Source organism: Streptomyces sp. NPDC001380 (genome assembly GCF_042895785.1).
Classification (GTDB): domain Bacteria; phylum Actinomycetota; class Actinomycetes; order Streptomycetales; family Streptomycetaceae; genus Peterkaempfera.
In genome coordinates this window covers 286,422-306,176 of the sequence record NZ_JBIAWP010000003.1, presented here as the reverse complement: position 1 = coordinate 306,176, position 19,755 = coordinate 286,422, and the positions used below count along the sequence as shown (strand labels likewise).

At 74.8% G+C, this 19,755-nt stretch carries 18 protein-coding genes; 13 read left to right on the top strand and 5 right to left on the bottom strand.

Features of this window, described 5'->3' with window-relative positions:
• Positions 1–22: 22 nt before the first annotated feature.
• Positions 23–1,294 carry an IS110 family transposase gene (locus tag ACFY07_RS06250; protein WP_390867614.1) on the top strand — a complete coding sequence of 424 codons (1,272 nt, stop codon included), beginning with the start codon at positions 23–25 and terminating at the stop codon, positions 1,292–1,294.
• 24 nt (positions 1,295–1,318) lie between these two features.
• Here the strand turns inward: ACFY07_RS06250 and ACFY07_RS06245 are convergent, their stop codons facing one another.
• Positions 1,319–1,765, bottom strand: coding sequence for a hypothetical protein (locus ACFY07_RS06245; RefSeq protein ID WP_390867613.1), 447 nt, complete (start codon positions 1,763–1,765; stop codon positions 1,319–1,321).
• 376 nt (positions 1,766–2,141) lie between these two features.
• Between ACFY07_RS06245 and ACFY07_RS06240 the strand changes: the two genes are divergently transcribed.
• The 5 genes from ACFY07_RS06240 (at position 2,142) to ACFY07_RS06220 (ending at position 5,842) form a co-directional block, all read left to right on the top strand.
• On the top strand, positions 2,142–3,722 hold the full coding sequence (locus ACFY07_RS06240) for an acyl-CoA carboxylase subunit beta (protein ID WP_390867612.1): 1,581 nt from the start codon (positions 2,142–2,144) through the stop codon (positions 3,720–3,722).
• A gap of 148 nt (positions 3,723–3,870) precedes the next feature.
• Positions 3,871–4,089, top strand: coding sequence for an acyl-CoA carboxylase epsilon subunit (locus ACFY07_RS06235; RefSeq protein ID WP_230648493.1), 219 nt, complete (start codon positions 3,871–3,873; stop codon positions 4,087–4,089).
• A 110-nt stretch (positions 4,090–4,199) separates the two neighbouring features.
• Positions 4,200–4,325, top strand: coding sequence for a morphogenic membrane protein MmpB (gene mmpB, locus ACFY07_RS06230; RefSeq protein ID WP_255743832.1), 126 nt, complete (start codon positions 4,200–4,202; stop codon positions 4,323–4,325).
• A gap of 42 nt (positions 4,326–4,367) precedes the next feature.
• Positions 4,368–4,985 carry a Maf family protein gene (locus ACFY07_RS06225; RefSeq protein WP_390867611.1) on the top strand — a complete coding sequence of 206 codons (618 nt, stop codon included), beginning with the start codon at positions 4,368–4,370 and terminating at the stop codon, positions 4,983–4,985.
• An 83-nt stretch (positions 4,986–5,068) separates the two neighbouring features.
• On the top strand, positions 5,069–5,842 hold the full coding sequence (locus ACFY07_RS06220; RefSeq protein ID WP_390867610.1) for a hypothetical protein: 774 nt from the start codon (positions 5,069–5,071) through the stop codon (positions 5,840–5,842).
• A 69-nt stretch (positions 5,843–5,911) separates the two neighbouring features.
• On the opposite strand, the gene ACFY07_RS06215 is transcribed toward ACFY07_RS06220, so the two are convergent.
• The gene (locus tag ACFY07_RS06215; protein ID WP_390867609.1) at positions 5,912–6,418 is read right to left on the bottom strand and encodes a hypothetical protein; all 507 of its coding nucleotides are present in this window, start codon (positions 6,416–6,418) and stop codon (positions 5,912–5,914) included.
• Between the two features lie 312 nt (positions 6,419–6,730).
• Between ACFY07_RS06215 and ACFY07_RS06210 the strand changes: the two genes are divergently transcribed.
• A complete protein-coding gene (locus ACFY07_RS06210) occupies positions 6,731–8,506 on the top strand; it encodes an acetyl/propionyl/methylcrotonyl-CoA carboxylase subunit alpha (RefSeq protein WP_390867608.1) in 1,776 nt (591 codons plus the stop codon).
• A 650-nt stretch (positions 8,507–9,156) separates the two neighbouring features.
• On the opposite strand, the gene ACFY07_RS06205 is transcribed toward ACFY07_RS06210, so the two are convergent.
• A complete protein-coding gene (locus ACFY07_RS06205) occupies positions 9,157–10,137 on the bottom strand; it encodes a DeoR/GlpR family DNA-binding transcription regulator (protein ID WP_390867677.1) in 981 nt (326 codons plus the stop codon).
• Between the two features lie 219 nt (positions 10,138–10,356).
• Complete coding sequence (locus ACFY07_RS06200) at positions 10,357–11,802, bottom strand: NAD(P)H-quinone dehydrogenase (protein ID WP_230648501.1); 1,446 nt, start codon at positions 11,800–11,802, stop codon at positions 10,357–10,359.
• Positions 11,803–11,972: 170 nt separating this feature from the next.
• On the opposite strand from ACFY07_RS06200, the gene ACFY07_RS06195 reads away from it, so the two are divergent.
• The 3 genes from ACFY07_RS06195 (at position 11,973) to ACFY07_RS06185 (ending at position 15,246) form a co-directional block, all read left to right on the top strand.
• Positions 11,973–12,410: a gamma-glutamylcyclotransferase gene (locus ACFY07_RS06195; RefSeq protein ID WP_390867607.1), complete on the top strand. Its 438-nt coding sequence runs from the start codon at positions 11,973–11,975 to the stop codon at positions 12,408–12,410.
• Between the two features lie 143 nt (positions 12,411–12,553).
• Complete coding sequence (locus ACFY07_RS06190; RefSeq protein ID WP_390867606.1) at positions 12,554–13,375, top strand: purine-nucleoside phosphorylase; 822 nt, start codon at positions 12,554–12,556, stop codon at positions 13,373–13,375.
• Positions 13,376–13,515: 140 nt separating this feature from the next.
• A complete protein-coding gene (locus tag ACFY07_RS06185) occupies positions 13,516–15,246 on the top strand; it encodes a phospho-sugar mutase (protein ID WP_390867604.1) in 1,731 nt (576 codons plus the stop codon).
• 142 nt (positions 15,247–15,388) lie between these two features.
• Here ACFY07_RS06185 and ACFY07_RS06180 read toward each other — a convergent pair whose 3' ends face one another.
• A complete protein-coding gene (locus ACFY07_RS06180; protein ID WP_390867603.1) occupies positions 15,389–16,060 on the bottom strand; it encodes a PH domain-containing protein in 672 nt (223 codons plus the stop codon).
• A gap of 118 nt (positions 16,061–16,178) precedes the next feature.
• On the opposite strand from ACFY07_RS06180, the gene deoC reads away from it, so the two are divergent.
• The 3 genes from deoC to ACFY07_RS06165 are packed head-to-tail and all read left to right on the top strand — an operon-like array spanning position 16,179 to position 19,661.
• Positions 16,179–17,165, top strand: coding sequence for a deoxyribose-phosphate aldolase (gene deoC / locus ACFY07_RS06175; RefSeq protein WP_390867602.1), 987 nt, complete (start codon positions 16,179–16,181; stop codon positions 17,163–17,165).
• A gap of 5 nt (positions 17,166–17,170) precedes the next feature.
• Positions 17,171–18,754, top strand: a complete 1,584-nt coding sequence (locus ACFY07_RS06170) for an aldehyde dehydrogenase family protein (protein ID WP_390867601.1) — start codon at positions 17,171–17,173, stop codon at positions 18,752–18,754.
• The gene (locus ACFY07_RS06165) at positions 18,747–19,661 is read left to right on the top strand and encodes an aldehyde dehydrogenase family protein (protein WP_390867600.1); all 915 of its coding nucleotides are present in this window, start codon (positions 18,747–18,749) and stop codon (positions 19,659–19,661) included. The genes ACFY07_RS06170 and ACFY07_RS06165 overlap by 8 nt, the downstream gene beginning before the upstream one ends.
• Positions 19,662–19,755: the final 94 nt, after the last annotated feature.

The window sequence follows — 19,755 nt, the reverse complement described above, 5'->3', positions numbered from 1 at the left end:
CATGTGCTCGTGACCTGCACAAATGAACGGATCTGAGGAGGGCATCTTGACCGTGTTCTGCGGCATCGACTGGGCGGAGCGCCACCACGACGTCGCCGTCGTCGACGACACCGGCACCCTGCTCGCCAAGGCTCGTATCAGCGACGACGTGGCTGGCTACAACAAGCTCCTGGACCTCTTAGCCGAACACGGCGACAGCCGAGAGAACCCGATACCCGTGGCCATCGAGACCAGCCGCGGCCTGCTCGTGGCCGCCCTTCGCGCCGGCAGCCGCAAGGTCTTCGCGATCAATCCGCTGGCCGCCTCCCGCTACCGCGACCGGCACGGCGTCAGCCGCAAGAAGTCCGACCCCGGCGACGCCCTGGTCCTGGCGAACATCCTGCGCACCGACATGCACGCCCACCGGCCGCTGCCCGTCGACAGCGAGCTCGCCCAGGCCATCGCGGTGCTGTCCCGCGCCCAGCAGGATGCCGTCTGGAGCCGCCAGCAGGTCGCCAACCAGGTCCGCTCGCTGCTACGCGAGTACTACCCCGCCGCCCTCCACGCCTTCCAGGGCAAGGAAGGCGGCCTGACCAGGGCAGACGCCAGGGTGATCCTCACCCTGGCCCCGACCCCGGCGAAGGCTGCCCGGCTCACCCTCGCCCAGATCCGGGCCGCCCTCAAACGCAGTGGGCGCACCCGGGCCTTCGACACCGAGGCCGAGCGCCTGCGGAGCGTCTTCCGCGCCGAGTACGCCCACCACCTCCCGGCCGTCGAGGACGCCTTCGGCCAGCAACTGCTGGCCCTGCTCAAGCAGTTGGATGCCCTCTGCCATGCCGCGGACGACCTCGCCACGGCCACCGAAGCCGCCTTCCATCAGCACGCCGACAGCGAGATCCTGCTCAGCTTCCCCGGCCTGGGCCCCCAGCTCGGAGCCCGCGTTCTCGCCGAGATCGGAGACGACCGGACCCGCTTCGCCGACGCCAGAGCGCTCAAGTCCTACGCCGGATCCGCCCCCATCACCCGCGCATCCGGCAAGAAACGCTTCGTCGGCCGCCGCTTCGTCAAGAACAATCGGCTCATGCACGCTGGCTTCCTCTGGGCATTCTCAGCCCTCCAGGCATCCCCGGGGGCGAACTCCCACTACCGGCGCCGACGCGAGCACGGCGACTGGCACAACGCCGCCCAGCGTCACCTGCTCAACCGCTTCCTCGGCCAGCTCCATCACTGCATGAAGACCCGGCAGCCGTTCGACGAGCAGCGCGCCTTCACACCGCTGGCTCTGTCCCCGGAAGCATCAGACGCTCAGACATAGTCCGGGCTGCTCTCGACCCGCAGCTCACCCGCCTGCCCTGTCCGCTCCGGTTGCCTTGCTCAGCTGGGCGGCAAGACGGACGGCGGTCTTCTCTCCAGCTCGCTGCCTGATCAGCCCCTCTTTGGCAGCTGCACGAAGCCAGATCTCCGAGCTGTCCTCATCGACCTTGAGCACTCGCGCGGTCACCACTACGGGATTCAGACCGCCGGCACCGCCGCTGGCGACAACGCGGATCGTCTCGTCCTCGCCAGAGCCAATTGGCGCGGTCTCGACTGCGCGGCCAGCCCTCCCGAGCACATCGGAGACGCGCTCCACCGCATCGTCGAACGGCAAGGGAACGAGCAGATCGATCTCATGGACGTCTTTTCTCATCAGCTTGGCCACCACCCGGACCAAGCGACCACTGCCCCCGCCCACCGCGCCAAGAGCAGCAAGCTCATCAGCCAAGATCTGGTCTTCGCTCTGATCCACGGACCCCACCCTCACCGATCGATCGCCCCCACCCGGCCGCCACATTTCCGCCCGGCAGACCATGTTGACGCACGCCGACCGATGAGGCGCGCCCCGCTTCCATCCCCTGGATCAGGCAGACGACTTGACTTGTTGATCCCCTGAGATGTCTATGCGGGCAACCACCGCGCCGCGGACCCGCGGCGGACCCGCGGCGGCGGAAACCCTGGGGCGCCTGTGGTGCTCGCCATACTGACAACGTCCCCGTGATCGCTACGCTACGCAGTGGTAATCCTCCGCCCCGTCCCCCCTTCCCGGCGGTACGGCAGCGGCCAGGGCCGACCTCTGAGCACCCACCCTCACCAGCTCACGGCGACTACCTAGGGAGAAGCGCGGGATGGCCGAAGCGGAGACCGACATCCACACCACCGCGGGGAAGATCGCCGACCTGCGGCGGCGGATCGACGAGGCGGTGCACTCCGGTTCGGAGCGCGCCGTGGAGAAGCAGCACGCCAAGGGCAAGATGACCGCCCGCGAGCGGGTGGAGCAGCTGCTGGACGAGGGCTCCTTCGTGGAGTTCGACGAGTTCGCGCGCCACCGCTCGACCAACTTCGGCCAGCAGCACAACCGCCCGTACGGCGACGGCGTGGTGACCGGCTACGGCACCGTCGACGGCCGCCCGGTGGCGGTCTTCGCGCAGGACTTCACCGTCTTCGGCGGTTCGCTGGGCGAGGTCTTCGGCGAGAAGATCGTCAAGGTCATGGACTTCGCGCTGAAGACCGGCTGCCCGGTCGTCGGCATCAACGACTCCGGGGGCGCCCGCATCCAGGAGGGCGTGGCCTCGCTCGGCCTGTACGGCGAGATCTTCCGCCGCAACGTGCACGCCTCGGGCGTGGTGCCGCAGATCTCGCTGATCATGGGCCCGTGCGCGGGCGGCGCGGTGTACTCCCCCGCGATCACCGACTTCGTGGTGATGGCGGACCGGACCTCGCACATGTTCATCACCGGTCCGGACGTCATCAAGACCGTCACCGGCGAGGACGTCGGCTTCGAGGAGCTGGGCGGCGCGCGCGCCCACAGCACCAAGTCGGGCGTGGCGCACCACATGGCGTCGGACGAGAAGGAGGCCGTGGAGTACGTCAAGGCGCTCCTGTCCTACCTGCCGTCCAACAACCTGGAGGAGCCCCCGGTCTACGCGGAGGAGGCCGACCTGGCCGTCTCCGAGGAGGACCTGGAGCTGGACGCGATCGTCCCGGACTCCGCCAACCAGCCGTACGACATGCACCGGGTCATCGAGCACGTGCTGGACGACGGCGAGTTCCTGGAGACCCAGTCGCTCTTCGCCCCCAACATCGTCACCGGCTTCGGCCGGGTCGAGGGCCACGCGGTGGGCGTCGTCGCCAACCAGCCGATGCAGTTCGCCGGCTGCCTCGACATCGACGCCAGCGAGAAGGCCGCGCGCTTCGTGCGCACCTGCGACGCCTTCAACATCCCGGTGCTGACCTTCGTGGACGTGCCCGGCTTCCTCCCCGGCACCGGCCAGGAGTGGGACGGCATCATCCGCCGCGGCGCCAAGCTGATCTACGCCTACGCCGAGGCGACCGTGCCGCTGATCACGGTCATCACCCGCAAGGCGTTCGGCGGTGCGTACGACGTCATGGGCTCCAAGCACCTGGGCGCCGACCTCAACCTGGCGTGGCCGACCGCGCAGATCGCGGTGATGGGCGCGCAGGGCGCGGTCAACATCCTGCACCGCCGGGAGATCGCCGAGGCCGAGGACCAGGACGCGAGGCGGGCCGAGCTCATGGCGGACTACGAGGACACGCTCCTCAACCCGTACGTCGCCGCCGAGCGCGGCTACGTCGACGCGGTGATCCTGCCGTCGGAGACGCGGCAGCACGTCGTGAAGGGGCTGCGGGCGCTGCGGAAGAAGCGCGAGACGCTGCCGCCGAAGAAGCACGGCAACATCCCGCTCTGAGCCGCCCCGCCGCCGGGGCCGGGCCCCGGCGGCCCGTCGTCCCGCCGCCCCCGTCCCGCCGCCCGCCGGCCCCTCGCCGGCGGGCGGCGGGCCCATCCGTCCAGGAGTGCCCCCGCGCCCCGGGGTGCCCGACGACCAGGAGTGCCCCATGACCCCCGTCAAGGTGCTGCACGGGCAGCCCACCCCCGAGGAGCTGGCCGCCGTCATGGCGGTGGTCTCGGCCCGGGCCGCGGCGGCCGCGGCGGCCGCGGCCGCGCAGCGCACCGCCGGCGGCCCGGCCTCCGCCTGGGCCGACCGCGCCGCCGCCATGCGCCGCATGCCCGCCCCCGGCCCCCACGCCTGGCGCACCTCGGGCTGGGCCCGCTGACACACGGCCTCCCCGGCCGGCCGTCGGCACCGCACGTCGGCACCGCACGGCCCCCGATCTGAGTACGCGTACTCAGGCGCGGGGCCCGCGGCGGGCGCACCATCGGTGGTGTGCTCTGGTCGGATCCACGTGACGAGCCGTCACCCGAAGGCCGGCGCGCGCTCGGGATGATGCGCCGCGCGGGTGCCGTCATCGCCGTCTTCGCCGTCCTGGTCCTCGCCCTGCTGGTGCGCTGACCGGGCCCCGGGCGCCCGGCGCGGCGCTCTACCCTGGTCGGCATGAGCGACCACCGCACCCTCGTCCTCGCCTCCGCCTCCCCCGCCCGCCTGGGACTGCTCCGGCAGGCCGGCCTCGACCCGCACGTGATCGTGAGCGGGGTGGACGAGTCCGCCCTGACCGCCTCCACCCCCGGCGAACTGGCGCTGCTGCTGGCCGAGGCCAAGGCCGCCGCGGTGGCGGGGCGCCTGGCGGTCGACCCCGAGGGGCTGGAGAACCCGCTGGTCGTCGGCTGCGACTCGGTGCTGGACCTGGACGGCGAGGCGCTCGGCAAGCCCGCCGACGCCGCCGACGCCACCGCCCGCTGGCAGGCGATGCGCGGCCGGGAGGGCGTGCTGCGCACCGGCCACTGCGTGATCGACGTCGCCACCGGCGCCCGCGCCGCCGCGACCGCCTCCACCACGGTCCGCTTCGGCACCCCGGACGACGAGGAGGTGGAGGCGTACATCGCCTCCGGCGAGCCGCTGCACGTCGCGGGGGCGTTCACCCTCGACGGGCGGTCCGCGCCGTTCCTGGAGGGCATCGAGGGCGACCACGGGAACGTCATCGGCCTCTCCCTCCCCCTCCTGCGCCGCCTGCTGGCCGAGGTGGGCGTGCGGATCACCGACCTGTGGGCATGATCGCGTCATCCCGGTAGCCTGGCCGCCCGCGGACGGGGCAGGGGCGCCGCGGGGACGCGGCAGGCGGCAGGAAGGGGCCGGGGATGGGCGACGGAGTGCTGAACGTGGTGCTCGGCGTGGTGGCGAGCCTCGTCAGCGCCGGACTCGGCTGGCTGGCGCAGACGCTGCGGCGCAGGCGGCGGCTGGCGCGCGTCCGGGAGTTCCTCGGCATGGCCGAGGGCACCGAGTGCCTGCTGGTGGTGCCCCGGCACGCCAAGCTGCCGGACGGCGCGGCCGTGGCGCTGCCGGACGCGTACGCGCTGATGGAGCTGGCGGCGCTGATCCGGGAGTGCGGGGCCCACGCCCACATCGCCTCGCACGACCGGGTGCAGCAGGGCGTCGGCGCCAAGGCCGAGGTCTGCCTCGGCGGCCCGTCCGTCAACAGCCGGACCGCCGCCCACCTCGCCTGGCGCTTCCCCGGCCTGCGGGTCGGCGAGTGGACCGGCCCCGGCAGCCCGATGCCGATCACCGCGGGGGAGCACTCCTTCTCCCGCGTGCCGGACCAGGCCGAGTACGCGGTGCTGGCCCGCATCCCCGGTTCGGACAGCCGCCGCCCGGTCTTCCTGGTCTGCGGGCAGACCTCGGTCTCCAACCAGGCGGCGGTGCGCTACCTGATGGCCCACCGGCGGCGGCTGATGCGCGCGTACGGCGCGGGGAAACCGTTCTGCCTGGTCGTCAGGGCCGTGAACACGCCGGCCTACGGGCCGGACGTGGTGGAGCTGGCGGCCGACGTCACCCGCGAGGCGGTCACCCCGCCGCCCCCGCCCGCGCCGACCGGCGAGCCCGCGGCCGGCACCGCGGGCGCCGCGTCGTCCTGAGCCCGGGGCCGGGTCGGGCCGGGTGCGGGGCCGGGGCGGGTGCGCCGCCCCGGCCCGCTCCGGGCCGCCTCAGGCCGGCTGCGGACCGCCGGCGACCGGCGGCACGGGCGGCACCGGCGGCACGTCGGCGGGCGGCGCGTCGGCGCCGGCCGCCCCCGCCGGGGGCTCGCGCAGCACCAGCACCGCCAGCACCACGACGGCCAGCACCAGCGTCAGCCCGATGAAGACCGCCCACCCGGCGAGCCCCAGCAGCACGGCCGCCAGCAGGCCGTGCAGCACCGCGCACCCGACCAGCAGCCCCCGGGCGAGCCGGCCCGCGCCGCGCGGGGCCCCACCGTGGCGGCGGCCCGCACCGGACAGTCCGGCCCGCGCCGCGACCACCGCGCAGACCAGCAGGAACGCCGCGAGCAGCCCCTGCCCGACCCAGGCCCCGACCGCCATGGCGTCGGTGGACAGGCCGCCGATCGACATCGACTGCTTCCGCACGGCCAGGCCCATGACCAGGCCGAGCACCGCGAACACCAGCGCCTCCGCCAGCAGCAGCACCGCCGCCGCGACGAGTACGGCTCTCCGCATGGCCCGCCCCCTCTCCCCGACGCCTCTTCCCTCCGGCGGGGGAACGTTACTGACTGTCCGTCTCACTGCTCAAGGGGGCGGACGGCCCGGGATCCGCGGGCGGGGTGGTGAAGGCCACTGCGCCGCTCCAGCGAGGTTCCGGCGGTGTCCGGGGACGCGGCGTACCGTGGTGACCAGGGCGTCGTCACGGAGGCGGCACAGCCGGTGACGGCCCGGGATGACTCTCCGTGTGGGCAAGGTCACCACGGGGGGTGACTCGATAGTAGGGAACACTGCTCCCTACACTCGCCTAGGTTCAAGAAGGGAGCCATCGTGCGCAAGGTGCTCATCGCCAACCGCGGAGAGATCGCAGTCCGCGTCGCCCGGGCCTGCTCTGACGCCGGAATCGCCAGCGTCGCCGTCTACGCCGACCCGGACCGGGACGCGCTGCACGTCCGCGCGGCCGACGAGGCCTATGCGCTGGGAGGCGACACGCCCGCCACCAGCTACCTCGACATCGCCAAGGTGCTGAAGGCGGCGGCCGACTCCGGCGCGGACGCCGTCCACCCGGGCTACGGCTTCCTCTCCGAGAACGCCGAGTTCGCCCAGGCCGTCATCGACGCCGGGCTGACCTGGATCGGCCCGCCGCCGCAGGCCATCCGCGACCTGGGCGACAAGGTGGCCGCCCGCCACATCGCGCAGCGCGCCGGCGCCCCGCTGGTGGCCGGCACCCCCGACCCGGTCTCCGGCGCCGACGAGGTCGTCGCCTTCGCCCGCGAGCACGGCCTGCCGATCGCCATCAAGGCGGCGTTCGGCGGCGGCGGCCGCGGCCTGAAGGTCGCCCGCACGCTGGAGGAGGTCCCGGAGCTGTACGACTCCGCAGTGCGCGAGGCGGTCGCCGCCTTCGGCCGCGGCGAGTGCTTCGTCGAGCGGTACCTGGACCGGCCCCGCCACGTCGAGACCCAGTGCCTGGCCGACCGGTACGGCAACGTGGTCGTCGTCTCCACCCGCGACTGCTCGCTGCAGCGCCGCCACCAGAAGCTGGTCGAGGAGGCCCCGGCGCCGTTCCTCTCCCCCGAGCAGAACGCGGAGCTGTACCGCGCCTCCAAGGCCATCCTCAGGGAGGCCGGCTACGAGGGCGCGGGCACCTGCGAGTTCCTGGTCGCCGCGGACGGCACCATCTCCTTCCTGGAGGTCAACACCCGCCTGCAGGTCGAGCACCCGGTGACCGAGGAGGTCTCCGGCATCGACCTGGTGCGCGAGCAGTTCCGCATCGCCGACGGCGAGAAGCTCGGCTACACCGACCCGGAGCTGCGCGGCCACTCCTTCGAGTTCCGCATCAACGGCGAGGACCCGGGCCGCGGCTTCCTGCCGGCGCCCGGCACCGTCACCGCGTTCGCCGCGCCGACCGGCCCCGGCGTGCGGCTGGACTCCGGCGTGGAGGCCGGATCGGTGATCGGCCCGGCGTGGGACTCGCTGCTGGCGAAGCTGGTCGTCACCGGCGCGACCCGGAGGCAGGCGCTGGAGCGGGCCCGCCGGGCGCTGGCGGAGTTCCAGGTCGAGGGCATGGCCACCGCCCTCCCGTTCCACCGCGCGGTGGTCGCCGACCCCGCGTTCGCCCCCGAGGTGCACGGCGACGCGGAGCCGTTCACCATCCACACCCGGTGGATCGAGACCGAGTTCGACAACACCATCGCCCCCTTCGCGGGCGGCGGCGCCGAGGGCGAGGAGCCCGAGGGCCGCGAGACCGTGGTGGTCGAGGTCGGCGGCAAGCGCATCGAGGTCTCGCTGCCCTCGTCGCTGGGCGCCTCCGCCGCACCGGCGGCCGCGGGCGCGGGCACCGCCAAGGCCAAGCGCCGCAGCGGCGCCCGGAAGGCCGGCTCGGCGGTCTCCGGCGACGCGCTCGCCTCGCCGATGCAGGGCACCATCGTGAAGGTCGCCGTCGAGGACGGCCAGGAGGTCCAGGAGGGCGACCTGGTCGTCGTCCTGGAGGCCATGAAGATGGAGCAGCCCCTCAACGCGCACAAGTCCGGCACCGTCACCGCGCTGTCCGCCGAGGTCGGCGCGAGCGTGACCAGCGGCGCCGTGCTCTGCGAGATCAAGGACTGACGTCCGCTGCAGCACCCCGGGTGCCGGCTCCGGCCGGACCCGGCAGCCGGGCGGGGCCCCGCGGAGCACGCTCCGCGGGCCCCGCCCGTTCCGCCCGCCTCCGGGCTCCCGCCTCCGGGCGCCCGGGCCCACCGGACCGGCCTGCCGGACCGCCGGTCCGGGCGGCCAACCCGATCGGCCGGTCAACCGCCGCTTAAGCACGCCCTAAGCCCTCCGGCAGACCCCCGGCTCCCGTGCGCGGCCGGTCTAGCGTGGTCCTCGACGCCGGAGAGAGCGCGGCGGCGGCGGGGAGGGGGCCGGACCGGCCCGGCCCCTCCCTGCCGCCCCGGGCATCCGCTCCTCCGGTACCGCGGACACCGGACCCCTCCGCCCCGGTGTCCGCGGGGCGCCGCCGGACCGCGCACCCCGACTCCTCCACCCGGGGGCCGCGGCACCGCGAACGGCGCCGGCAGAGTGAGGCCCCCGGCAGCTCCCGCCGGGGGCCTCACCCACCTGTGCGCCGTCCCGCGCATCCGCTCCGCGCCGCCTGCGCCCGCCGTCCGCGGGCCGTCCCGCTCCTGCTGCGTGCCGCCCGTGCACCCTGCCGCCCGCGCACCGTCCCGCCCGCCGTGGTCCGCCGGGTCCGCCCGGCGCTCTCCCCCGCCCGCTCCTCAGTGCTTGCGGCGGCTGCCCAGCTCCGCGAGCCGGGCCGCCTGGCCCGGCCCCGCCAGACCCGCGCCGGACGCGGCGCCCGGGGCGGCGTGCGGCGGCCCGCCGTGGGCGCCCGGACGTCGCTGGCCGGGCAGCGGGGCTCCCTGGGGGGCGCGCCGGGGATCGGCCGGCGCGGCAGCCCCGGGGTGCGCCGCCGGGCCGTGGCCGTAGGACTGCGGCTGGTCGCCCGTGAGGCCGAGCGGCGCGACGGTCACCTGCACCCCCCGGTCGGCCAGCGCGTCCAGCTCCCGGGCGGTGCGGTCGTCGGCGGTGGCCTGCTCGTCGGTGACGAGGTGGGTGACCGCGTCGGTGGGCACCGTCTGGAACATGGTGTCCGTGCCGAGCTTGGTGTGGTCCGCGAGGACGACGACCTCGGCGGCGGCCTGCACCAGGGCCCGGTCCACGCTGGCGGAGAGCATGTTGGTGGTGGACAGGCCGCGCTCGGCGGTGAGCCCGCTGCCGGAGACGAAGGCCCGCGCCACCCGCAGCCCCTGGAGGGACTGCTCGGCGCCGCTGCCCACCAGGGCGTAGTTGGAGCCCCGGAGCGTGCCGCCGGTCATCACGACCTCGACGCGGTTGGCGTGCGCCAGGGCCTGGGCGACCAGCAGGGAGTTGGTGACCACGGTCAGCCCGGGGACCCGGGCCAGCCTGCGGGCCAGCTCCTGCGTGGTGGTGCCCGCGCCCACGACGACCGCGTCGCCCTCCTCGACGAGGCCGGCGGCGAGATCGGCGATCGCGCTCTTCTCGGCCGCGGCGAGGTGGGTCTTCTGCGGGTACCCGGGCTCCCGGCTGAAGCCGCCGGGCAGCACCGCGCCGCCGTGGCGGCGGTCGAGCAGCCCTTCGGCCTCCAGGGCCCGTACGTCCCGGCGCACGGTCACTTCGGAGGTCTGGACGACACGTGCGAGCTCCCGGAGCGACACTGCCCCGTTGGCGCGCACCATTTCGAGAATCAACTGGCGACGTTCTGCTGCGAACACGGAACAGACCGTAACCCGCGTGACCGTCTGCTTTCAGGCGTTTGCACCTGGTAGCCGAAGTTGCTCGCAGGCGGACGGCGCGCACCTCTACAATGCGCGCCGTCATATGCCGCGCCCGCCCCCTCGGCGTGCGCCCCCGCGCCCGGCGGGGGCGCGGGACGGGGGCGCGGGACGGGGGAGGGGTCAGGACCCGCTCTCGCCCCCGTCGCGCCTGCGGTGCAGGCGGCGGGCGGCCTCGGCGGTGGAGCCGGAGAGCGACGGGTAGACCGTGAAGGCGCCGGACACCTGCTCGACGGTGAGGTTGTTGTCGACCGCGAGCGAGATGGGGTGGATCAGCTCGCTGGCGCGCGGGGCGACGACCACGCCGCCGACCACGATGCCGGTGCCGGGGCGGCAGAAGAGCTTCACGAAGCCGTCGCGGATGCCCTGCATCTTGGCGCGGGGGTTGCCGCGCAGCGGCAGCTTCACGCAGACCGCGTCCATGGTCCCGCAGTCGACGTCGGCGGCCGTGTAGCCGACGGTGGCGATCTCGGGGTCGGTGAAGACGTTGGAGGAGACGGTCTTCAGGTCCAGCGGCTGCACCGCGTCGCCGAGCGCGTGGTACATCGCTATGCGGCCCTGCATGGCGGCGACCGAGGCCAGCATGAGCACGCCCGTGCAGTCGCCGGCCGCGTAGACGCCGGGGGCGGAGGTGCGGGAGACCCGGTCGACCTTGACGTGGCCGGACTCGGTGAGCTTCACGCCCGCCTCCTCCAGGCCCATGGCGGCCGTGTTGGGGATGGAGCCGACCGCCATCAGGCAGTGGGTGCCGGTGATGACCCGGCCGTCGGAGAGGGTCACCTCGACGGTGTCCCCCACCCGCTTGGCGGACTCGGCGCGGGAGCGGGACATCACGTTCATGCCGCGGCGGCGGAAGACCTCCTCCAGCACGGTGGCGGCGTCCGGGTCCTCGCCCGGCAGCACCCGGTCGCGGCTGGAGACCAGGGTGACCTTCGAGCCGAGGGCCTGGTACGCGCCGGCGAACTCGGCGCCGGTGACGCCGGAGCCGACCACGATCAGCTCGCCCGGCAGCTCCTCCAGGTCGTAGACCTGGGTCCAGGTGAGGATGCGCTCGCCGTCGGGCTGGGCGTCGGGCAGCTCGCGCGGGTGGGCGCCGGTGGCGATGAGGACGGCGTCGGCGCGCAGGGTGCGGGTCTCGCCGTCGGCGGTCTCGACGACGACGGCGCGCGAGCCGTCGTGGTCCTGGCGGCCCTCCAGGCGGCCCTTGCCGCGCAGCACGGTGACGCCCGCACGGGTGACGGAGCGGGTGATGTCGTGCGACTGGGCGACGGCGAGCCGCTTGACGCGGCGGTTGACCTTGCCCAGGTCGACGCCGACCACCCGGGCCGCCCGCTCCAGCGGCGGGGTGTCGTCGGCGACGATGATGCCGAGCTCCTCGTAGGAGGAGTCGAACGTGGTCATCACCTCGGCGGTGGCGATCAGCGTCTTGGACGGGACGCAGTCCGTCAGCACCGCCGATCCGCCGAGCCCGTCGCGGTCGACGACGGTCACCTCCGCGCCGAGCTGCGCGGCCACCAGGGCCGCTTCGTATCCGCCGGGTCCGCCACCGATGATCACGATCCGAGTCACGCCCCCATTGTCCCGCACGGCGCGCCGTGCGCGACGCCGGGTGCGGCCTGCGCCCGCGGGGCGCCCTTAGCGGTCCGGGTCCGCCGCCCCGGCCGCGGCCCGCCCCGCGCGGGCGCGGGTCCCGCGGGCGTCCTGCGCGCGCGGGGGGCCGCTCACGTACCCTGGTCGGCATGTCGCTCTACGCCGCGTACGCCACCAACCTCGATGCGCGGCAGATGAGCCGCCGCGCCCCCCACTCGCCGCTCCGCGGCACCGGCTGGCTCGACGGCTGGCGCCTGACCTTCGGCGGGGAGCAGCTGGGCTGGGAGGGGTCGCTGGCGACCGTCGTGGAGGACGGCAAGGAGCAGGTCTTCGTCGCGCTGTACGACGTGGCGCCGATGGACGAGGAGGGGCTGGACCGCTGGGAGGGGGTCCAGCTGGGCCTGTACCGGAAGGTCCGGCTGCGGGCGCACACCCTCGACGGCGACGTGCCGGTGTGGACGTACGTCCTGGACGACTACGAGGGCGGCCTGCCCTCGGCCCGGTACCTGGGGCTGATCGCGGACGCCGCGGAGTCCGCCGGGGCGCCGTACGACTACGTGATGGACCTGCGCAAGCGCCCCTGCTGAGGGCCTCCGGCGGCACCCGTCCGCCGCTGCCGCCGACGCGGCCGGGGCCCCTGCGGCGGCAAAACCCCCGAGCGGTAACAATCCGGTATGCGTCACCCGATCGGTCTACGCGCGTAGGGGGTTTTCGGGCTACCCTCACGTGCGTGAACGCTTCCCCGCAGTCGGTGGCCCCCGCCGACCCCCACGCCGCCGCCCGCACCGCCGCCGCCCGCCTCCGCGAGCTCACCGGGGCGGAGCGCCACGACGTCGCGCTGGTCATGGGCTCCGGCTGGGTGCCCGCCGCCGACGCGCTCGGCGCACCCGAGCACGAGTTCCCGGTCACCGAGCTGCCCGGCTTCCCCGCACCGGCCGTCGCGGGCCACGCGGGCACCGTCCGCTCGCTGCGGATCGGCGAGAAGCGCGCCCTGGTCTTCCTGGGCCGCACGCACTACTACGAGGGCCACGGCGTCGCCGCCGTCGCCCACGGCGTGCGCACCGCGGTCGCGGCCGGCTGCTCCACCGTCGTGCTCACCAACGGCTGCGGCGGCCTGCGGCCGACCTTCAGCCCCGGCCAGCCGGTGCTGATCAGCGACCACATCAACCTCACGGCGACCTCCCCCATCCTCGGCGCCAACTTCGTCGACCTCACCGACCTCTACTCGCCGCGGCTGCGGGCCCTGTGCAAGGAGGTGGACCCCTCCCTGGAGGAGGGCGTCTACGTCCAGTTCCCCGGCCCGCACTACGAGACCCCGGCCGAGATCGGCATGGTCCGGGCCATCGGCGGCGACCTGGTGGGCATGTCCACCACCCTGGAGGCCATCGCCGCCCGCGAGGCCGGCGCCGAGGTGCTCGGCATCTCCCTGGTCACCAACCTCGCCGCCGGCATGACCGGCGAGCCCCTCAACCACGAGGAGGTCCTGGAGGCCGGCCGCTCGTCCGCCTCCCGGATGGGTGCGCTGCTGGCCAAGGTCCTCGAGCGGATCTGACGCCCGCACCGCCGATCGGTGCGACCTGGTGCCCGGAGGGGGCCCGCGGGGAAGGTGTCCCCCGGGCCCCCTTCCGGCTGCCGCCCCCGTCCCCTCCCTGCTCCCCGTTCCCACCGGCCCACACCACAGGAGTCGAAGCAATGGCGCTCGCACCCGAGAACGACCTGCTCAAGCGGGCCCGCACCTGGCTCGCCGAGGACCCCGACGAGGAGACCCGCGAGGAGCTGCGCGCCCTGCTGGCCGCCGCCGAGGGCGGCGAGCCCTCCGAGCGCGAGTGCCACGCCTGGTCCGAACTGGCGTCCCGCTTCTCCGGCACCCTGCAGTTCGGCACCGCGGGCCTGCGGGGCGAACTGGGCGCCGGGCCGATGCGGATGAACCGCGCCGTGGTGATCCGCGCCGCCGCCGGCCTCGCGGCGTACCTGCGGCACGAGGGCCACGGCGGCGGCCTGGTCGTCGTCGGCTACGACGCCCGCCACAAGTCGTACGACTTCGCCCGCGACACCGCCGCCGTCATGGTCGGCGCCGGGCTGCGCGCCGCCCTGCTGCCGCACCCGCTGCCCACCCCCGTGCTGGCCTTCGCGGTCCGGCACCTGGGCGCGGTCGCGGGCGTCACCGTCACCGCCAGCCACAACCCGCCGCGCGACAACGGCTACAAGGTCTACCTGGGGGACGGTTCGCAGATCGTGCCCCCCGCCGACGCCGCGATCGCCGCCGGGATCGACGCCGTCGCCTCCCTGCACCAGGTCGAGCTCGCCGCCGACGGCTGGGAGGTGCTGCCCGCCCACGGCGAGGGCGGCATCGTCGACGCCTACCTGGACCGCGCCGCCGCCGTCACCGACCCGCACACCCCGCGCGACCTGTCGGTGGTCTACACGCCGCTGCACGGCGTCGGCCGCGACGTCCTGCTCGCCGCCTTCGCCCGCGCGGGCTTCGCCGCGCCGACCGTGGTCGCCGAGCAGGCCGAGCCGGACCCGGACTTCCCCACCGTCGCCTTCCCCAACCCGGAGGAGCCGGGCGCGATGGACCTGGCCTTCCGCACGGCCGCCGACGTCCGCCCCGACCTCGTCATCGCCAACGACCCGGACGCCGACCGCTGCGCCGTCGCGGTGCCCGACCCCGGCAGCCCGAAGGGCTGGCGGATGCTGCGCGGCGACGAGGTGGGCGCGCTGCTCGCCGCCCACCTGGTGGCCAAGCACGTCGAGGGCACCTTCGCCACCACCGTCGTCTCCTCCTCGCTGCTCTCCCGGATCGCCGCCGCCTCGGACCTCGCGTACGCCGAGACCCTGACCGGCTTCAAGTGGATCTCCCGGGCCCCGGGCCTGCGCTACGGCTACGAGGAGGCGCTGGGCTACTGCGTCGACCCCGAGGGCGTCCGCGACAAGGACGGGATCACCGCCGCCCTGCTGGTCGCCGAGCTGGCCGCCACCCTCAAGGCCTCCGGCCGCACCGTGGCGGACCTGCTGGACGACCTGGCCCTGGAGTACGGCCTGCACGCCACCGACCAGCTCTCGGTGCGGGTGGCCGACCTGTCGCTGATCGCCGACGCCATGCGGCGGCTGCGCGCGCACCCGCCGGCGTCGCTGGCGGGCCTGGTCGTGGAGTCCGCCGACGACCTGGAGGAGGGGTCCGCGGACCTGCCGCCCACGGACGGCCTGCGCTACCGCCTCTCCGGCGCCACCGTCGGGTCGGCGGTCCGCTCGGCCCGGGTCGTGGTGCGGCCCTCCGGGACCGAGCCGAAGCTCAAGTGCTACCTGGAGGCCGTGGTGCCGGTCGGCTCCGCCGCCGGCCTGCCGGCCGCCCGCGCCGCGGCGGCCGAGGTGCTCACCGCGCTGAGGAAGGACGTCGCCGCGGCGGCGGGCATCGACGCGTAGGGGCCCGGGTCCCGGAGCCCCGCCCGGGGGCTCCGGGACCCGGTCCGGACGCGGGGCCGGGGTGCCCCCGGGGGCGCGGGGCCCCGCGGAGGGCCGGTCCGCCCGCGGCAGGGCCGCGGGCGGCCGGTCGGCCCGTGGCCGGTCAGCCGGTGGCGAGCAGGACGGCGAGGGCGACCAGGCCGGCGGCTGCGGGGGCGATGACCCACCAGCACCAGGCCACGGCCACCTCGCCGGCGGCCTCGGGGCGGGTGCGGTTGCGCTCGGCGGTCTCCCGGAGGATGTCGACGACCTGCTCGGACCAGGCGCGGGCGGGGTCGGGCGCGCCGGGGAGGACGGCGCGGCCGCCGGGGCGGCCCGGGGCGCGGCCGACGCGGCCCGCGTACGGGTCCTCGGCGGCGGCGCGGGCCGCGGTCCGGGCGGCGCGCTTGCGCTGGCGCAGGGAGACGGGGACCGCCCAGACCTGGTACGTGCGGCCGCCGGCGAGCAGTTCGACGGAGTAGCCCGACCGGAGGCCCTCGACGGCGGCCCAGGGCGCCCGGACCGTGCGCAGCGGGTTGCGGACCAGCAGGCGCTCCTCGTTCGCGCGGACCACCGGGCGCAGGGTGTAGGCGGTCACCAGGGGGGCGAGGACGAACGCGACGGCCAGGGCGGTCCACGGGGTGCGCCCGGTGCCGTACACGACGGCGTCGGTGATCAGCCATGCCGAGATGGCCAGCAGCAGCACGCCGGAGACGGCGCCGGGGACGGAGCGGAAGACACGGTCGGCGTACTCGGGCCCGCCCGAGGGGGCGGCCTTGCCTGCGGGGTCGGTCATGAGTAGGGATTCTGCCTCAGGGATCGTGGGGACGACGTGCGGGTGTGTTGCGGTACGGCATCGGTTGCACCGCACCCCACCGGGATGCTACGCGTGTAGATATGCTGGTGTGGTGACTATGTCCACTGCTGCAGCCAACGCCCCCGGTGCCGTGGGCGGCGGCCTCGCCGACGTCGCCGCGTCCGAGGCCTCCCTGCGCCGCTTCCTGCACGGCCTGCCCGGCGTCGACGCCGTGGGCCTGGAGGCCCGCGCCGCGTCCCTGGGCACCCGCTCGATCAAGACGACGGCCAAGGCCCAGGCCATCGACCTCGCGATCTCGATGATCGACCTGACCACGCTGGAGGGTGCGGACACCGCGGGCAAGGTCCGCTCGCTCTGCACCAAGGCGAAGAGCCCCGACCCGGGGGACCCCTCCTGCCCGCGGGTCGCCGCGGTCTGCGTCTACCCCGACATGGTCGCCACGGCGCGGGCCGCGGTCGAGGGCACCGGGATCAACGTCGCCTCCGTCGCCACCGCCTTCCCCTCGGGCCGGGCCGGCCTGCCGGTGAAGCTGGCCGACACCGCCGAGGCGGTCGCCGCCGGCGCCGACGAGATCGACATGGTGATCGACCGGGGCGCCTTCCTCTCCGGCCGGTACCTGCGGGTCCTCGAGGAGATCGCCGCCGTGAAGGAGGCCTGCCGCCGCACGGACGGCCCCGACGCCCACCTCAAGGTGATCTTCGAGACCGGCGAGCTGCAGACCTACGACAACGTCCGCCGCGCCTCCTGGCTGGCGATGCTGGCCGGCGCCGACTTCATCAAGACCTCGACCGGCAAGGTGGCCGTCAACGCCACCCCGCCGGTGACGCTGCTGATGCTGGAGGCGGTCCGCGACTTCCGCGCCGCCACCGGCACGCAGGTCGGTGTGAAGCCGGCCGGCGGCATCCGCACCACCAAGGACGCCATGAAGTACCTGGTCATGGTGAACGAGACGCTCGGCGACGACTGGCTCTCCCCGGACTGGTTCCGCTTCGGCGCCTCCAGCCTCCTCAACGACCTGCTGATGCAGCGTCAGAAGCTGACCACCGGCCGGTACTCCGGTCCCGACTACGTGACGGTGGACTGAGCCCGATGGCCAACCCCCAGAAGAACAGCGACCAGAAGAACAAGAAGACCGCCCCGGCCGAGGCCCCGGCGGCCCCGGCGGCCCCGGCGGCTCCGGCCACCCCTGCCGCCCCGGCCGCCCCGGCCGCTCCGGCGGCGGACGGCGGCTTCCCCGGGAAGCTCTTCTCCTACGCCCCCGCCCCCGAGTCCCCCGCCGCCGCGGGGGAGATCGCCTCCTCCTACGGGCACTTCATCGGCGGCGAGTTCACCGAGAGCGCGGGCCGCGAGGCGCTGAAGACGGTGAACCCGGCGACCGAGGAGGTGCTCGCCGAGTTCGCGCAGGGCACCGAGGAGGACGTCGACCGCGCGGTGCGGGCCGCCCGCGACGCCTTCCCCGCCTGGTCCGCGCTGCCCGGCACCGAACGGGCCAAGTACCTCTTCCGGATCGCCCGGATCGTCCAGGAGCGCAGCCGCGAGCTGGCCGTGCTGGAGTCGATCGACAACGGCAAGCCCATCCGCGAGACCCGCGACGTGGACCTGCCGCTGGTCGCCGCGCACTTCTTCTACTACGCCGGCTGGGCCGACAAGCTGGAGCACGCCGGCTTCGGGCCGGCCCCCAGGCCGCTGGGCGTCGCCGCGCAGGTCATCCCGTGGAACTTCCCGCTGCTGATGCTGGCGTGGAAGATCGCCCCGGCGCTGGCCACCGGCAACACCGTCGTCCTCAAGCCCGCCGAGACCACCCCGCTGACCGCGCTGCGGTTCGCGGAGATCGTCCGCCAGGCCGGGCTGCCGGCGGGCGTCGTCAACATCGTCACCGGCGACGGCCGCACCGGCGCCGCCCTGACCGCCCACCCGGACGTCGCCAAGGTCGCCTTCACCGGCTCCACCGAGGTCGGCCGCTCCATCGCCCGGGGCCTCGCGGGCACCCGGAAGAAGCTGTCGCTGGAGCTGGGCGGCAAGGCCGCCAACATCGTCTTCGACGACGCCCCGGTCGACCAGGCCGTCGAGGGCATCGTCGACGGCATCTTCTTCAACCAGGGCCACGTCTGCTGCGCGGGCTCCCGCCTGCTGGTGCAGGAGTCGGTCCACGACGAGGTGCTGGACGCGCTCAAGCGGCGCATGTCGACGCTGCGCGTCGGCGACCCGCTGGACAAGAACACCGACATCGGCGCGATCAACTCCGCCGCCCAGCTGGCCCGCATCCGCGAGCTGTCGGCGGCCGGCGAGGCCGAGGGCGCCGAGCGCTGGTCCCCGGCGTGCGAGCTGCCCTCGAGCGGCTTCTGGTTCGCCCCGACCGTCTTCACCGGCGTGGGCCAGGCCCACCGGATCGCCCGCGAGGAGGTCTTCGGCCCGGTGCTGTCGGTGCTGACCTTCCGCACCCCGGCCGAGGCCGTGGAGAAGGCCAACAACACCCCCTACGGCCTCTCCGCCGGCGTCTGGACGGAGAAGGGCTCCCGCATCCTGTGGATGGCGAGCCGCCTGCGTGCGGGCGTGGTGTGGTCCAACACCTTCAACAAGTTCGACCCGACCTCGCCCTTCGGCGGCTACAAGGAGTCGGGCTACGGCCGCGAGGGCGGCCGCCACGGCCTGGAGGCGTACCTCGATGTCTGACCCCGTGATGTCCGGCGCTGCGGCGCGGCTCGACGTCTTCAAGACCTACAAGCTCTTCGTGGGCGGGAAGTTCCCCCGCTCCGAGAGCGGACGGGTGTACGAGGTGACCGACAGCAAGGGCGGGTGGCTCGCCAACGCGCCGCTCGGCACCCGCAAGGACGTCCGCGACGCGGTGGCCGCCGCCCGCAAGGCCTTCCCCGGCTGGTCGGGCGCCACCGCCTACAACCGCGGCCAGATCCTGTACCGGGCCGCCGAGATGCTGCAGGGCCGCCGCGAGCAGTTCGCCGCCGAGGTGGCGGCGGGCGAGGGCACCGGCGCCGAGCGGGCCGCCGCCCTGGTGGACGCCGCCGTCGACCGCCTGGTCTGGTACGCGGGCTGGACCGACAAGGTCGCCCAGGTCGCGGGCGCCGCCAACCCGGTGGCCGGGCCGTACTTCAACCTGTCCACGCCCGAGCCGTCCGGCGTGGTCGGCGTCGTCGCCCCGCAGGCCGGGACCGGCCACTCGCTGCTCGGCCTGGTCTCCGTGGTCGCCCCGGCGGTCGCGGCGGGCAACACCGTCGTGGTGGTCGCCCCGGAGGCCGCGCCGCTCCCCGCCCTCTCCCTGGGCGAGGTGCTGGCCACCTCCGACCTGCCCGGCGGCGTCGTCAACATCGTCTCCGGCCGGGTGCGGGACACCGCCCCGACGCTCGCCTCCCACCAGGACGTCAACGGCCTGGACCTGGCGGGCGCGGACGCCGGGGGCCCCGGCTCGGCCGCCGCCCTGGAGGCCGCCGCCGCGGACACCCTCAAGCGGGTGCTGCGCCCGGCGCCCGAGCCGGCCGCCGAGGACTGGACCGCCGACCCCGGCACCGGCCGCCTGCTGGCCTTCCTGGAGACCAAGACGGTCTGGCACCCCATGGGGATCTGACCCCTCCCCCGCCGCCCGACGGGCGCGCCCCGGCCCTCCGCCGGTGCGCGCCCGTCGGCGTCCCCGCGACCGGGGCGCCCCGGCCCGGAGCACG

Excerpts from the sequence above, each read along its gene's own strand:
- ACFY07_RS06250 (WP_390867614.1), top strand. The coding sequence starts at position 23 with ATGAACGGATCTGAGGAGGGCATCTTGACCGTGTTCTGCGGCATCGAC.
- ACFY07_RS06240 (WP_390867612.1), top strand. The coding sequence starts at position 2,142 with ATGGCCGAAGCGGAGACCGACATCCACACCACCGCGGGGAAGATCGCC.
- ACFY07_RS06235 (WP_230648493.1), top strand. The coding sequence starts at position 3,871 with ATGACCCCCGTCAAGGTGCTGCACGGGCAGCCCACCCCCGAGGAGCTG.
- ACFY07_RS06225 (WP_390867611.1), top strand. The coding sequence starts at position 4,368 with ATGAGCGACCACCGCACCCTCGTCCTCGCCTCCGCCTCCCCCGCCCGC.
- ACFY07_RS06220 (WP_390867610.1), top strand. The coding sequence starts at position 5,069 with ATGGGCGACGGAGTGCTGAACGTGGTGCTCGGCGTGGTGGCGAGCCTC.
- ACFY07_RS06215 (WP_390867609.1), bottom strand. The coding sequence starts at position 6,418 with ATGCGGAGAGCCGTACTCGTCGCGGCGGCGGTGCTGCTGCTGGCGGAG.
- ACFY07_RS06205 (WP_390867677.1), bottom strand. The coding sequence starts at position 10,137 with ATGGTGCGCGCCAACGGGGCAGTGTCGCTCCGGGAGCTCGCACGTGTC.
- ACFY07_RS06195 (WP_390867607.1), top strand. The coding sequence starts at position 11,973 with ATGTCGCTCTACGCCGCGTACGCCACCAACCTCGATGCGCGGCAGATG.
- ACFY07_RS06185 (WP_390867604.1), top strand. The coding sequence starts at position 13,516 with ATGGCGCTCGCACCCGAGAACGACCTGCTCAAGCGGGCCCGCACCTGG.
- ACFY07_RS06180 (WP_390867603.1), bottom strand. The coding sequence starts at position 16,060 with ATGACCGACCCCGCAGGCAAGGCCGCCCCCTCGGGCGGGCCCGAGTAC.
- deoC (WP_390867602.1), top strand. The coding sequence starts at position 16,179 with ATGTCCACTGCTGCAGCCAACGCCCCCGGTGCCGTGGGCGGCGGCCTC.
- ACFY07_RS06170 (WP_390867601.1), top strand. The coding sequence starts at position 17,171 with ATGGCCAACCCCCAGAAGAACAGCGACCAGAAGAACAAGAAGACCGCC.
- ACFY07_RS06165 (WP_390867600.1), top strand. The coding sequence starts at position 18,747 with ATGTCTGACCCCGTGATGTCCGGCGCTGCGGCGCGGCTCGACGTCTTC.